This is a genomic window from Candidatus Chlamydia sanziniae (assembly GCF_001653975.1).
Lineage (GTDB): Bacteria > Chlamydiota > Chlamydiia > Chlamydiales > Chlamydiaceae > Chlamydia > Chlamydia sanziniae.
In genome coordinates, this window is sequence record NZ_CP014639.1 from 370515 (window position 1) to 385755 (window position 15241).

A 15241-nucleotide genomic window follows, 5' to 3' on the forward strand; every position below is an offset into this window, starting at 1 on the left:
ATGTATGCCCATACTTTCTGTTCATAATCTTGTGAAAAAGTACAACAAAAAGCCTGTCACCAATCACATTTCCTTTCAAGTAAATCCTGGCGAAATTGTAGGTCTACTCGGTCCTAACGGAGCTGGGAAAACAACAGCATTTTATCTTACTGTTGGGTTAATCCGGCCGGACTCAGGGAAGATTTTATTTAAAAATGTTGATGTTACTAAAAAAACCATGGACTATCGAGCACGCTTAGGTATTGGCTATCTTGCTCAAGAGCCTACAGCATTTAAAGATCTTTCTGTTAAAGACAACCTTGTCTGTATTTTAGAAATTATTTATAAAGCTCGTAAGCAACAGTCCCATCTATTAAACACGTTAATTGATGATTTGCAACTCGGCTCTTGTTTAAATAAAAAAGCAGGAACACTGTCAGGAGGAGAACGACGTCGATTAGAAATTGCTTGTGTTCTCGCTCTAAACCCTAGTGTCTTACTCCTTGATGAGCCCTTTGCTAATGTAGATCCTCTGGTAATTCAAAATGTACAATATCTAATTAAAACCCTGGCTAGCCGCGGTATTGGCATTTTAATTACCGATCATAATGCTAAAGAATTACTCTCCATAGCAGACAGATGTTACTTAATTATTGATGGAAAGATATTCTTCGAAGGCTCTTCTTCACAAATGATCAGCAATCCCATGGTAAAACAACATTATCTAGGAGATTCTTTTTCTTATTGATCGTGTTCTTACTGTCTCTAGGCGTGAGAGTAATAATCTTCATCAAAGCTTTAACACCATCTTCTTCAAGAAAAGGAACTCCTGGTTTTACGCCATGTTCTGCTAATTTAAAAGCTTGGAAAGTATTACAAATTCTTCCTGTGAGGCGTATCCCCATGCCTTTCAACTGCATTATAGAGGCATAATCTCCAAACATTTTTAAAGAAAGTTCACAAGCAGTAATAACAAAAAGGATCTGATGAGAGGGATAGAGTTTCTCTAGATCAAAGAAATGCTTAGCAATATCTATAAAGGTAGGAATAATCACTATTCTATACTTAAAGACATTATACTTACGTACCCAACCTATAGAACATGAAGTGCATACAGTATTTAGAGGGTCGTAGCAACAGTTGCTGTTAAATCTTCCTACAGGGCAGTGCTTAGGCTTTTCACAATAAGAAAATCCTAGAATGAGAATTCTGTTAGGACGATGCAATTCTACAATGATATCCTCGATACTAAGACAATTATAAAAAAATAAATTTCCCGATTGATGCGCATGTTTTGGCATGAGCAGAGCCCTCACTAACCGGGCAATAGAACGAGGCCGTTTTAGCAAATGATAGGCAAGACGCCTTCCTTCCTTTAAGGATAACAGGTAAGCAATAGTTTTCAGCCGTAACCCTCTTGCTGTAGCCTTAGTGATATTAGGAATATTTGGTTTCTGTATAGGCTTTGCCATAAAGATCAGTGTTCGTAGAACAATCTCTTATAAAATATCACGCCAGATTATAGATCTCCATCAGGATCTACTCTAAAAACTCATCTTCTGACAACACTTCTTCTGCTATAGCTTTAATAGTTGTCAGACCTTCTGGAAATCCTAGAGTACGAAGCAAGTCATTCACATGTTCTAACTCTCTAGAGAGCTGATCATTCATAAACTCTAATCGTGCTAATTGCTGCTGCATGTCAGATCCTGGCTGCATAAAGTCCTCCGCAAATACTTTTCATAAAGAAAAGGAGCAAAAACTGTGCCAGTTTCTTTTTTATAAAGAAAAACTTTTATTGAGTAGATCTAAGGCTATCCTGTTAAACTTCTTGCCAGACTCAAATACATTTGATTCAAAACTTGTAAAGAGGTAGCGACCACGGTCCATTCTTGTTGCATAGAAGTCAGATGCATTTGTAGTTCTAGTTGGAAGTTTTGTCCCATATCTGCAAAAGATTGTTGATCAGACTGCACAGTAGCCTGCAAAGGGAACATCCCCCCATTGACTGCAGCGCCCACCAATCCTGAAACCAAAGCATCTTCTAGGATTTGTAGTCGACCTTGCCATTGCTCTTGACCTCCATTCACTATAAAAGTTCCAGCCACGGAACCTTTTGTTATACTAAGAGGCTTGAGATAGTTTTGTAACAATACTAAAGATCCAGATATAGAATTTACATTGTCTTTATAATTTCTTAAAGCATCGAGAATATGTGTTCGTTGTTCACTCGTGATTCTGTCATCAGCAAGCACTTTTTGTTTTTGCTCTTCAAGCACTACGAGAGCCTTCTGAGTTGCTTGCAAATACACGGTGATTTGCTCGCGTTCTCTATTAAGCTTTGCTTGAGCACTTTCTTGGGAGCCTGGAAAAGCATTCGTACCGCCGACACCTACAGCAGGTTGTTGACCGACATAACTTGCGAAATTAAAATATGTGGCTCCATTTACATAATAAGCAATAGCCGCAATGATAGCATTCCCTACGGAAGAACCCAAGTTACTATAATATAATTGACCATAAATCTGATTTAAATAGTCGACTTCCTTAGGCATATAGCGATCTATCAATACAGAAGCGACTGCAGAGGGCAAAGTCATAGCACGCACTTCACTTGCTTGTGCAATCAGCTGCTGAACAAATAGTGTGTTTTTCATATTAGTGAACTGCTTTAACTTTGTCTGTAGGGTTGCAATGCTGCTCTCAAGGGTTTCTGATTCCACAGTAGCAAGAGCTTTAAATCTAAAGTACGCCCTTGCTGTATTATCTGCTTGTTCGCGAGCTACTTTACTCACTTGAGGTAAAAATCCTACAGAACCCGCATTTAATAATACTTGGTTGATTTGTACTTTTGAATCCTTCTGTGAATAAATTGTATAAGTTTCCTTTCCAACAGTAAAAGTGCCATTGGAGGAGATTATATTTTCCATTGCAGATTTCATAGTGGCTGCTAACCCAAACTTTGAGTTTTCCAGCTCTCGAATTTCAGCTCGAATTGCAGTAGTGACATCCGTCATCGTTGCTGAAGGATTATTAGCTAAAACGGTACTGGCTATAAAATATGTCCAAACAGCAGCACAATATTTTTCTCCATTAAAACCCTTCAGTAAGGTAACTGCGTCATTGATAAGTTTTTGTTGTTGTACAGTGAATTCAGAAAAACGCGCATTGATTCCACGAAGAGTTTGTAAAGCTCCAGCAACTGCAGCACTACTAATCTCACCAATTGCTGAGCTCAAATCGATAGGGGCGAACACACCCATCAACGAGGTAACAAAATTCGATAATTCCGAAAACATATCCGCTTGGTGCTGATTCACATATATACCCGCTTTCAGTACTGTATCGAAAGAGCCTAGAGCAGCTACCTGATCTTTATATAAGTTGGATAGATCTGCACAAAAATTAAGTTTGTCATTCCTAGGTAGTTCAGATTTACGAATTAATTGAGCAAATGTTTCTCCTACATCCCCTATATGCTGAAGTTCATTTGTATTAAACTCAGATGTCTGATCTGCTAAAGATTGCAGTTCTGTTTTTAGTTTTAAGAACATTTGAAACTGTTCTTCTGTAAGTTTAGCTTGCACTGCATCTAAGATATCTTGAAAACCTTCAACACGACTATCTGCAAATATTTGAACTAAAGCCCCTTCGGTCCCGTATTTTTCTGCCAATTGATTTGTGAATTCTGTTTTTTCTTTACCAGTAAATGTATTTGCTCTTTGTATTGCTGTAGAGATTTGACTGGGGAAGCTATACAAAAAGACAAAATTTTCATCTGTTAGATTGGTGTCCGCAGTTACGAGTTGATTGAGTTCTGTTTGAAGTTGCAGAAATACACTTTTATTCGTGGGATTGAGACTGTTCACTTGGGTTATGATCGTGTCCATTACCTTTTTAATTTCGGTAATGAGATTCTTAGCCCAGTTCTGTTTTGTAGAATTATAATAGGTAGAAGAGGTTGCTGCTCCCCCCGGAGTTGCTGATGTTGTTGCTGACACTGCAATTGGAGAAAGAGATGACGACAGAGGCTTTTCATGCTGAGCTACCATCGGTATTGATTTTGTTATTGTTCCGCGTTCTATTTGATACTTTTCGAGTTTCTCTTTTACAAGACGCGCTTGTTCGTTGGTTTTTTGCTCTAAAATATCAAGGAGTTGCTGAATCATGTACCGTTCAGTTGTAGTCTTTTCATAATGAAAGATTTGTTCTAATAATTGTGTTGGCTTTTGTATTGAAAGTTGTTCAGGAATGATTACTAGAGGTTTTTTATAACATGCTGAAATAGAATTATTATAGATCATGACAACGTTTTAATTTAGATTGGAATATTATTTTTAATTAACATTAACATAAAAATAATTTCAAAAAAATACATTAAATAAGAAAATAAAAGAAAAACTCTAAGATATTTTTCTATGTCGTTATTTTCTATCTATAGCAAATCAAGAACTATTTCCGGAGTAAGTACTCACGTAATCAAGCTTGATCACAAGTTTTCTAAGTTTAATCCTAAAGCCGTACCTGCGATTAATATAGAAGAATTAAATTCAGGAATTTATGCGTTAAGACATTTAACCTCTGCCTTACAATCACTCAATGCTTCTCCTTCGAGTTTTTTAAATGCTAATAACACAATATTCCCAACAACAGAATTAAAGAAAGAGATCTTAAACGCTACTTCAAGCCTTCCTGCCCGAAGTACACAGAGTTTAGGAACAACGGTAGAGGCTATTCAAGAAAACACAGCCTTAGCCACAGTCCTTCTAATCAATAAGGGATTAACACAACTCATAGATAAAGTAACTGAAATTAACTTAGCGACCCTAGGATCAATAACTACCGCGCAAATCGTGATAAAACCTCTCTTAGGTCTCACCTCATTATCCAATACGCAAAAAAAAACAGTCATGGCCAGTGCAGTTGTTCCCTCTCCAGAAGAACTTGTGATTCATGTGAAAAAAGAAAAAGCTGAGGAAATTAAAAAAGAACAAGACAAATTAAGAGAAGCCTTAGAAGCTGCAGGCACTTCTCAAGATGAAATTGATAAGTTACTGGCTACTTATGCCAATTCCTTTGCTAACGATTTTATAAAAAATTACATTGAAAAACCTCTCTTAGCTTATCGCGCAGAAATTGGAGTTCCTATTAAAGCTATGAACCAAGCACTTTTAAGCATTGCCGCAGCGGTTCCTGATCTGACTCCCGACAACGCAAATATAGTTAATGGGATGATTACACTTCGGGCAATTTTCGAAGGACTCCAAACAGCGATGGATACAGTGCCCGCTCTCGGAGGAGATGCAGAAATCATTCAAATAATACAAGCGCTTACTCCTTATCTTTCAAAAACAACTTTTTCAGAGGCAGAATTAAAAACCATTTATACAGCGACTGCCCTTCCTAACAAGTCAACCTTTGATCGTTACTTGACTTCTCAACAAGTAGCTAGATATCGAGAAAAGATCACGTCTATTTATCAAAAAACAATCTCCAATTTAAATAGTGTTCGTCAAACTATTCAGAACAATAAAAAAATCATAGAAGAGCAACTTTCTATGTTTCAGCAGGCACAAGCCTGTTTTACTAGTTGGGTAGATCAAGCTTTTAAGTTAAAAACCGCAATTTCAGGTAAGTTTAGTTCTTATGCTTTAACAGCTTCTATGGAAATGTTTGCAGCGCTGTTATGCTTATCGTTTATGTATGAAAAACTCGCTACTCCTGAAAAAACCATTTTCGACAATTTTGTGGAGCAATTTTTAAAATTACGAGTCATTTCTGACGGAGATTTTGTCTATGGTTGGATTGCAAAAATGAATGCGTATCAAGAGTTAGCGGAGTATAGTTTAAGTACTGCCGTAACCAACACCACTCTCCTCAGCGACCGAGTTAAAGCTAGAGGAATTGCCCTTGCCAAAGACCGCCGCTTCTTTACAGATGTCGGCAGTAAAATGCAACACCTCACTCAAGAAACCTCGTTTCCTTCCTACTACATGAAGCAAGGAAACGTCTACCTGCCCGATCTTGATCATTTTATGGACGTTAACCTGGTTAAAGGAACTATTGAATCAAAGTTTGAAGAAAAATCCAGAAATATTTTATCACAATTTAATGCTGTAGCAGGAGCACATGTATTGACACTCCAGACACAAATTGCTGCTTTAGATACGCAGCATACCAACTTGAATCCTGGTTCTGCTTCATTTACAGAACAACGTAAAACTGCTGTGGAAAGTTGGTTAAAAGCCGAAAGTCTTGGCTCCTCGTTAATCTATATGATTTTAAACTCCCAACTTCCTAAACAAGCGGAGTTTTTAACACCTCTAATTGAAGAAATTAATTTTAATAATATTGCAGCCAATGCCCTCAATGATCTTTTAAAAATCACAAATGAATTTGCTGTAACCTCAGTGTACTATAACTTCTCTTCCTATCTGGTACAGAGTAAAGAAGGAGAGGATCTTTTCGCTGGAGATTATTATGAAGCCCTGTTGGGGTTAGCAAGAGAGCGTGAATACATTGCTCGAGATACTGAACGATGTAAACGTGCCGCAGAATTAATCAATACTTTGCTTGAGAAAATTAAACATCTGCCTGGTGTGACTACAGCACAAAAGCAAGCTATGCTCAATGCTACATCTTTTTATCAGTATTCTTTAACAATTACTTTTAATCAACTGACAGTTCTAGATTCTTTGTTCGTGAAGCTCAAAATGACACCTCTAACTAAAGACAAAAAATACGATAAGCAAAAATTTAAAATCACTGCATTTACAGATTGGATTCCTTCATTAGCTGCTTTAGAAGGCTTCATATCCAACGGGTTTCCCAATATCACACCTACAGGCGGTTTAGGCCCTTTATTTACACAAGTACAGTCTGACCAACAAAATTACACAACACAAAGCCAAACTCAACAGCTAACTCTACAAAATCAGATGACCAACATCCAACAGGAATGGACTCTAGTTTCAACATCTATGCAAGTGCTGAACCAAATTCTCTCTAGACTCGCGGGTGATATTTACTCTAATTAATTTTCAAATAAAGCTCAAAGTCATTTAAAATGTTTTGATTATGGAATCTGATTACAGTTTCTATTTTTTATGTTTCTCAGAGGGTTTTTTCTTATTTGAATATAACCTAGGATAGTATTCCGACAACAGAAGAACTGTTGTATAGCGGACAGCATAAAAAGATATCCGCGGCATTTTATCTTTGTTTTTGAATAATTGTTTTAGCTATAAAAACCATCAAAGGAATTTCATTATCGTAAGCTGAATTTGGGTTCTTTACTGTAGGAGATATCCTGCGAAGAGAGAACCGATGTTCACTAATACTTGTTGGATAAACAAAGGTCGTTCTTCAAAACTCAGTCGTTTAGTTTCCGCAAGAGTACGAGAACCTTCGGTAAACATACTTTCCAATTTAGTTACATAGTTTGTAATCGCAGCATTTGACAGTTGGACATGAGGATAGCCAAATTGTGGAGCTTTTGTAACTGTCGCTGTTAATTTTTGCTTGATTTCTTCTTCGTTAGCTCCGGGATTACCTTGGATGATCTCTAAAACAGTTTGTAGCACTAAGGTATTTGCATAAACATCTCCGAAAGTACGGCTACTTCCTACGATATCTCTTGCCATACGCTGATTTAAATTTTCACGTCCGCGACCTTCTTTTCTTTGAGTTTGAGGAACAGATGTGGATAGAGATGGTATAGCTGTACGGCTGATTACATTTTGTGTAGATTCGTTTGCTTCAGCATACACTTTGTTTACGGCTTGATACGCTTGATACCCTGTGGTAAATGTTTTATTGTAATTAGTTTTTGATGAGAATGTAGCTGAGTAAAGCTGTTTTACAGCCGATCCTATTGTTCCTGCTACAGAAGTTGAAGCCCCTGCACTTGTAGCAGCTGCGATAGCTATAGCACCTAAAACGTTTGTAAGCTCTTGTTGATCTCCTGTGGTTCCTGCTAAAGTCGCCTGCAAAGCCTGTTGCGCCTGTGTTAAAGCCTTAGCCATAGGAGTATCCTGCTGCCCAGCAACATCACCAACCTGACTTGCTAATTCTTGTACTGTAGCTTTAAAGTCAGGGTTTTGCGTACGGAATTGCTCTATCATCCGCCTAAAGCCTTGCATGAGAATAGAGGCTACCTCACTTTCAGCATCCGAGAGAAGCATAGAAATACGGGTCTCTGTTATAGAAGATCCGCGCTGTTGCGAGCTTCCCACTGTAGTAGAACCAGCAGGACCTGTAGATGGAACTTCGGAACCATCTGAAGGTTTAACTTCCTTTATTCTAGCTTTAGCTTCCTCTAATAACTTCTGAGCTTGACGTACGATAGGAGAATCGGGGTATTTCGATAAAGCAGTAGTAATAACCTTCTCAGCTTTTTGAATTGTATCCTTAGCAAGCTGTACGTTATTTGGGGTATTGACGACCTCAGCTTGCTGTACGGTACCAAGAGCACCTTGTCCTGCATCATAAGCATCTTGGACGACCTGGGCTCCAGAAACAACTGCATTGGAATCTGTCTCCACTTGTTTAGTCATAGCGTCTGCTATTGCAGGCAATGGAGTTAAACTAGGATCTTTCTTCATAGCCTGAAGCTTTTCCATTGCAGCACTTGTATTTTTTTGCGCTTGTAATACGGCTGCTTGTAAGAGATCTGGAGAAGACAACGTCCCTAAAGTAGGAAGAAGAGCTTGCGTATTTTCAGAAAGCTTTGTGATCTCCTGAAGTTTTGTATTTACCTGTTTAACCTGCGTGAGAGTACTTTCCCATTTTGCAACAGCAGCTTTTTCTTCCTCAGTACTTGCTGAACTCTTCATTTTTGCTACAGCAGCTTGTAAGCTAATAAGAGCTGCCTTCACTTCATTGAAAGATGTCGATGTCATAAAGGTCTCATGTGCCGATTTTGCTTGTGTTTTATAATCATTAAAAGTTGGTGCCGTTGGTTTTGAGGGAGATGTAGGCGTAGTTTTCGTGATTTTATCTAGAAGATTCATCAAAGCATTTCGTGCGGCACCAAGGAAATTCCAACGACCCACTGACGGTACTTTAGAAGCTTCTGCTCCTTCAGAAATTTTTTGTGCTTCTTCACTACGACTTGCAGCACTTGCTTGCATACCTCGAGCAGAGAGATCCCCAGGAGGAGCTTTCCTTGTTTCATCTATAGGATTGGGATTAACAGGATTAACCATAAAACTTACAAAAATAATTAAAATCTTTAGTTTTATTATAAAACAAAACAAAAAAAACGCATATTATTAGTAATATGCGCGTTTTTTAAAGATTATATTAAAACTAAAGTTAGAAAGCAGAAATCAGACCTAAATCAAACTTCCTATAAGTGAAATCACTCCCCAACCTATTATCTGCAGGACAAGAGTAAGCACCGTAAGCTCTGAAAGATAGAGAATCCGTGAAGCTATACATGAATAGCCCTGACATTCCCTTATAATTCGTAAACCCATTAGCCTCTTTAGGATCATAATTTGCTGCTATAGCTTGTGCAAACCAAAATTTTAAAGGATTTCCACGACCAATCCCGGAAATATCGATTTCTGGCACTGCTAAAGCTTCAACATATTCGTAACGCAAGGTTGCTGACCAATCCTTGGCTTTTCTCAAAGTTCCCAAGGTTCCTCCAATAAACCAGGCAAGATTCTGCTTGTCATTTAGAGTAGTTTTTGTTGCTTTAGCTAAGGAGTTCATTAAAACAGCACCGTAAAGATATAACGTTTTTTTCCCGCCATCAAGCCAGGGAATTTGGCTATATTTTCCAACTAACCATTGCCATACACAATATTTGTATTTCATCTTATTTATGGCATCTTTTGTTGTTAATTCAGATTCATTTGACATGAAGGAGTTCCAATCAACAACACTCATTTTAACAAAAAACTGCTTAGGAAGACGGTTAACAATACTTTCTACAGCCCAAGCATAATGTTTTTTCGTCATATTCACAACGAAAGGGCCTCCGTGTATTATCATCTGATAAGGAAACTTCTCATGAATATAGCGACTGAAATACAAATGGATACCGTCGAAATTGCTATGAAATTGCACTTCAGATTCAAAAAGATCTCCCAATCCCGAACGCCCTATTTCAATGAAGCAATCTGTTTTTGTTTCAGGATCTTTATACAATCTATATCCCAGAAACGCCCTGTCAATATCGAGGCCTGCTGCCGTGGCCTCTCCTCCTGCAACTGCTGTCCAATTCATTTTTGAAGTCATCCAGTTTCTTTCCGCATGGTAATCTACATATAGATGGAACTCACTGCGATAACGATTTACTGGCAAGGGAACATATTTTGTTTCTGCTGTAGGATCTCTTATATCTTCTCGAGAATAAATCCACCGTGCTCTTACATCTCCTGCTAATTTTAAAACTCCGTCTCGCTTTCGAGTTTCTACAAACCCACGTTTACTCAAGTATTCTTTCACTTCACCTAGAGTTGTAAATGAGGACTGTTTCGCTGTTTGTTCTACATCAAGAAGCTCACCATAGCTTGAAGTTGTTTGCATTAAGAGAATTGCACTCACGAACCATAGATATATCTGTTTTTTCATAGTGTCCTTAGCATCAATATTCAGTGTATAGGAACAGAAGATCAGAGATAGAAAACGTTCAATCGGACTCAGAACTATAGGGCAACGTTAAAGCTTTCAGAAGATAAACCGTATCGAATTAATTTTGACTATCTTGCATTAAATACTGACTTTGCAAAAAGCTACGTTGTCCTTTCCAATACTGAAAGGAGGTTAAGTTAATAAGATCTTCTACACGAAGCAGTTTTGCAAAACCAAACAAAAAAGCCAAGAAAATGACACTTTCTGAGAAAAAAGCTGTGGCCTGAGCGGATATAGACGTCAAAGGCCATAGAGGAGTGGTAAGAGGCTGAAGAAAAATCACACATGTCGTTTGCGTAACAATGTTTAACCCTAGGGTGACCATGCATGCCAATACAGTGGTTAGCATTACTTTTCCTGAGCGCTTAAAGCTTTTCCAAAGCAATGTAGAATATAGAGCTAATCTTTTTCTTGAGTAATACCAAAGAACATAGAGTTGTATCCAAGCCGTTATTGATGTGGCATAGGAAATGCCAGACACATCTTTCAAAATCCAACATCCCAAAATTAAACTAAGGAAAATATTTGCTACTGCAGTGCCGATACCAATAAATAAAGGTGTGGTGTAATGACGTTGAGCGTAGAAAAGTACAGAGACTAGAGGGGCCAAGGCCATGGGAATGATACTAGCACTATAGCCTCTTAAGACGCGTACAATAGCATGTACGGCGCTAGTTGGAAATAGACCGTGTTCGTAAAGAAGCCGCGCTCCTGGTAAAGCAAGGAGGAGCAAACCTACTGTCATAATCACCATAACGGAAATCGTAAGATTGAGGACAAACTTCATAAGTTGTAAGCCACGTTCATGATCTTCATGCTGCACACAACGTGAAATAGCAGGAAGAAGAACTGCAAATATGCCGAAGCCAAACAAATGAATGGGAAGTTGATGGATCTTTATAGAATACATCAAGTATAAGGGGCCAATTTCATCAACATAGCGCGCTAAACAAATATCCGTAATCAGATTAAGCTGGAAGACTCCTGAAGAAAGAATCCCTAAAGACAGGGGTGCGAGCAGTGCTTTTATACTATCTTGTTCTTTAGGCACTGTAGTTTCTGCGTGCGCAAGAAATTTCTTAACACTAGGGACAGTAAAAAGCCATTCAAAACAAAATCCTCCCACCAAAACAATAGCTAATCCTACAATACGCTCCCGGGGATCAGCGTTACGAGCAATAATAACAAAAAGAATCCAAATAACATTAACAATAGCGGGAGCTAATCCGACGCTAAAAAATTTGTTTTCGCAATGAAGTAAAGCGCCATTTACCGTGTACATTACTAAGAAAATACCACAAGGAAGAAGGATCATAGTCAGCAAGATGATATCACTATTTTTTTCCTGAACATAAGGGAAAGTGATTGCTAACCCTAGCTCAATAAGCAAGGTAAATATCATGGCGGAGTTATTCATAAATCGAGAGAAACGCCGGAAGAAAAAAGCCGCACGATTTACATCTTGGGTACGTAGAAATTCAAAATGAGGAATGAAGGCTTGTCCTAAAATAGGGCCTCCTAAAATTTTTCTCAAAAAAAAAATCGTTCTAAACCCCAACCAGAATGCAGCTACTAGGGGATCTGCACCAAAATAAGTTGCCATTGCGATTTCACGAAATACTCCTGTAATGCGACTACAAGAGGTCCCTGACAAAATATTAAAAATTGAACGGATTACGGAACCTTCACAGTCTTTTTTATTCATTAAAATCTTTTTCTCTCATAAAACTTAAGCTTATCCATTATCATACAGAGATTTTTGGAGCATTAGAATGAAAATTCTTCCTCACCCTCAAGTTCTCTTACTCGGTGCCCATACATCAACTGCTGGTGGGCTTGATCGAGCTCTTTATGAAGGTCAAAATATTGGAGCTTCTACGGTACAAATTTTTACAGCAAACCAAAGGCAATGGCAACGACGTCCTCTTACAAAAGAAGCCGTGGATGCTTTCCAAACAGGGCTAAAAGAAACAGGGTTATCTTATATTATGAGTCATGCCGGTTACCTAATCAACCCTGGAGCTCCTGATCCTGCAATTTTAGAGAAAAGTCGCATTGGCTTATATCAAGAAATAGAAGCTTGCATTACTTTAGGAATATCTTTCGTAAATTTTCATCCCGGGGCAGCAATTTCATCTTCTAAAGAAACGTGTCTTGATAAAATCATTTCTAGTTTTACTACTGCGGCTTCTTTGTTTGAAGATGCTCCTCCTCTAGTGGTTTTATTAGAAACTACAGCGGGTCAGGGAACTCTTATAGGAAGCACGTTTGAAGAACTTGGATATTTAATTCAAGGTCTCAAACATAAAATTCCTGTAGGTATCTGTGTGGATACCTGTCATATTTTTGCTGCAGGTTACGATATTACTTCTGCTGCGAATTGGAAGCAAGTTCTCAAAGAATTTGATCAGCATATTGGTTTATCTTATTTACGAGCTCTGCATTTGAATGACTCTATGTTTCCTTTGGGTGCTAAGAAAGATCGTCATGCACCTATTGGAGAAGGTTATATAGGTCAGGAGTGTTTTAAATTTCTCATGACAGATAACCAAACAAGGAACATTCCTAAATACTTAGAGACACCAGGAGGACCTGATTTGTGGATCAAGGAAATTCAAACATTATTACAGTTTACAAAAATGAGGAGTTAAAAACATCGTCTTGTAGAAAAACAATGTTTTTAAGCACATTTTACTATGGAATCGATTTATGTTCTATGAGCGAGAAACTCACAAACTACAGAGACATTGATGGGTAGGGGAAGCTGAGCTTCTATTTGATCTTGCTCTGGAGAGAGCAAGAGTTCCCCTTTATAGTTCACTTTATCTAAAGAAACGTAGGAAGGCAAAGAGCTTTCATCTTTATTTTCTAAAGCTTCTTTTACTGACTGAAGTTTTTTAGATTTTTCTTTTAAAGAAATTTGCATCCCAGGACGCAGGAAAAAGGATCGCCTATCTACTCGTCGTCCGTTGACTAATATATGCCCATGAGAAACAAGTTGCTGTGCAGCAAAAATAGTCTTAGCAAAGCCCATACGATAGACCATATTGTCAAGGCGACATTCGAACTTTTCTAGAAACATTTTTGTGACGCTACCTTGCTTTTTAGAAATTGCTTTAAATGCCTTCACTAATTGCTTTTCTAAAATCATCCCATAGCAAGCTTTGAGCTTTTGCTTTTCTTCAAGCTGGAGGCCATAATCAGACTTTTTCTTTCTTTGCATACCGTGCTGACCGGGGGGGTGGGGCTTTTTCAACAAAGGATTTCGGCTTCTGCCAAAAATATTTGCGCCAAAACGCCTTGCCACTCTGTTTTTAGGGCCGCAATATCGAGCCATGTATTTCAATCCTTATGTATAGTCATTGTAAATGCTCGTCAATCCCTTTGCTCGTTTAATTGGGAATGCAGATACTCTTGGCATAGTTCCTTACAGAAGAGGTGGCGCAAAATAAATGCATACTCATCTAACTTGACAAAATACCAATGAACATTTTAGTCCTCACAGCAATTTTCTACAATGAAATTATTTCCGAAATAAGTTAGGATCTTTTTATGAAAAAAAGTTACTATGCTCTTGCTTACTACTCCATCACTCCTGTAGAGAATCCTCATGAAGAAATTGCTTTGCATAAAAAATTTCTACAAAATTTAGATGTAGCTTGTCGCATCTATATTTCCGAGCAAGGAATTAATGGTCAACTTAGCGGTTATTATCTCGATGCAGAGTATTACATGGATTGGCTTAAGCAACGTCCTTGTTTTCTCGGAATAAAATTTAAAATACATCACATTAAAGAAAACATTTTTCCCAGAATTACAGTGAAATATCGCAAAGAACTTGCAACGTTGGGATGTAATGTTGATCTTTCTTTACAAGCTAAGCATATTTCTCCTCAAGAATGGCATGCAAAATTACAACAAAACCAATGCTTAGTTTTAGACGTGAGAAATAACTATGAGTGGAAAATCGGGCATTTTGAAAATGCTCTTCTCCCAAATATTAAAACTTTTCGAGAATTTCCTCTTTATGCTGAACGTTTAGTTCAAGAATATGACCCTGAAACTACTCCCATTATGATGTACTGCACAGGAGGAATTCGCTGTGAGTTGTATTCCCCTCTCGTATTAGAAAAGGGTTTTAAAGAGGTATATCAGCTGGATGGGGGTGTGATTGCCTACGGTCAACACGTAGGGACAGGAAAATGGTTAGGAAAATTATTTGTTTTTGATGATCGTTTAGCAATTCCTATTGATGAACAAAACCCTAACGTTGCGTCAATAGCTTCTTGCTCTTATTGTTCTATTTCGTCTGATTCTTATTATAATTGTGCAAATACTGATTGTAATTTGCTTTTTTTATGTTGTAAGGATTGTATTTCCCAACATTATGGATGTTGTTCTCCAGAATGTCTAAGAAGCCCTCGCCTTCGTAAATTCAATGCTTCGCGAGGCAATAAGCCTTTTCGACGTATTCATTTATGTGAAACAGGGAGCGACACAGAAGAAGTCTTAAGCTGTTCTACAAGTTCATTAGTTCAACAAACTTATCGTGCAGAAGTCTCACTAAAATAAGAGAATACACCAAATAACTGACTGTTCTACATAACATAATATGCAT

At 37.9% G+C, this 15241-nt stretch carries 11 protein-coding genes; 4 read left to right on the forward strand and 7 right to left on the reverse strand.

The genetic code is table 11. The features are described 5' to 3' along the window. The first annotated feature begins 4 nt into the window (after positions 1-4). Positions 5-727, forward strand: a complete 723-nt coding sequence (gene lptB / locus Cs308_RS01665; protein WP_066481830.1) for an LPS export ABC transporter ATP-binding protein — start codon at positions 5-7, stop codon at positions 725-727. On the opposite strand, the gene Cs308_RS01670 is transcribed toward lptB, so the two are convergent. The 3 genes from Cs308_RS01670 to Cs308_RS01680 all read right to left on the reverse strand — a co-directional run bounded on the left by Cs308_RS01670 (position 675) and on the right by Cs308_RS01680 (position 4283). Next, a complete protein-coding gene (locus tag Cs308_RS01670) occupies positions 675-1451 on the reverse strand; it encodes a hypothetical protein (RefSeq protein ID WP_066481833.1) in 777 nt (258 codons plus the stop codon). The genes lptB and Cs308_RS01670 overlap by 53 nt on opposite strands. 67 nt (positions 1452-1518) lie before the next feature. Further along, positions 1519-1698, reverse strand: a complete 180-nt coding sequence (locus tag Cs308_RS01675; RefSeq protein WP_066481836.1) for a hypothetical protein — start codon at positions 1696-1698, stop codon at positions 1519-1521. A 95-nt stretch (positions 1699-1793) separates the two neighbouring features. Then, complete coding sequence (locus Cs308_RS01680) at positions 1794-4283, reverse strand: CT620/CT621 family type III secretion system effector (RefSeq protein WP_066481838.1); 2490 nt, start codon at positions 4281-4283, stop codon at positions 1794-1796. A gap of 114 nt (positions 4284-4397) precedes the next feature. Here Cs308_RS01680 and Cs308_RS01685 point away from each other — a divergent pair, with 114 nt between their 5' ends. Further along, positions 4398-7016, forward strand: a complete 2619-nt coding sequence (locus tag Cs308_RS01685) for a CT620/CT621 family type III secretion system effector (RefSeq protein WP_066481840.1) — start codon at positions 4398-4400, stop codon at positions 7014-7016. 255 nt (positions 7017-7271) lie between these two features. Here the strand turns inward: Cs308_RS01685 and Cs308_RS01690 are convergent, their stop codons facing one another. The 3 genes from Cs308_RS01690 to Cs308_RS01700 form a co-directional block, all read right to left on the reverse strand. Continuing rightward, positions 7272-9185, reverse strand: coding sequence for a hypothetical protein (locus Cs308_RS01690; protein ID WP_066481841.1), 1914 nt, complete (start codon positions 9183-9185; stop codon positions 7272-7274). Positions 9186-9294: 109 nt separating this feature from the next. Continuing rightward, entirely contained in the window at positions 9295-10563 is a 1269-nt protein-coding gene (locus tag Cs308_RS01695) for a hypothetical protein (RefSeq protein WP_066481843.1), read from the reverse strand. A gap of 118 nt (positions 10564-10681) precedes the next feature. Beyond that, positions 10682-12328: a lipid II flippase MurJ gene (locus tag Cs308_RS01700; RefSeq protein WP_066481846.1), complete on the reverse strand. Its 1647-nt coding sequence runs from the start codon at positions 12326-12328 to the stop codon at positions 10682-10684. 67 nt (positions 12329-12395) lie between these two features. Here Cs308_RS01700 and Cs308_RS01705 point away from each other — a divergent pair, with 67 nt between their 5' ends. Beyond that, positions 12396-13274 (forward strand): deoxyribonuclease IV, encoded by an 879-nt coding sequence (locus tag Cs308_RS01705; RefSeq protein WP_066481848.1) that lies wholly within the window; start codon positions 12396-12398, stop codon positions 13272-13274. A 56-nt stretch (positions 13275-13330) separates the two neighbouring features. Here the strand turns inward: Cs308_RS01705 and rpsD are convergent, their stop codons facing one another. Beyond that, positions 13331-13960, reverse strand: coding sequence for a 30S ribosomal protein S4 (gene rpsD, locus Cs308_RS01710; protein ID WP_066481856.1), 630 nt, complete (start codon positions 13958-13960; stop codon positions 13331-13333). A 215-nt stretch (positions 13961-14175) separates the two neighbouring features. Between rpsD and trhO the strand changes: the two genes are divergently transcribed. Next, on the forward strand, positions 14176-15195 hold the full coding sequence (gene trhO / locus Cs308_RS01715) for an oxygen-dependent tRNA uridine(34) hydroxylase TrhO (RefSeq protein ID WP_066481858.1): 1020 nt from the start codon (positions 14176-14178) through the stop codon (positions 15193-15195). Positions 15196-15241: the final 46 nt, after the last annotated feature.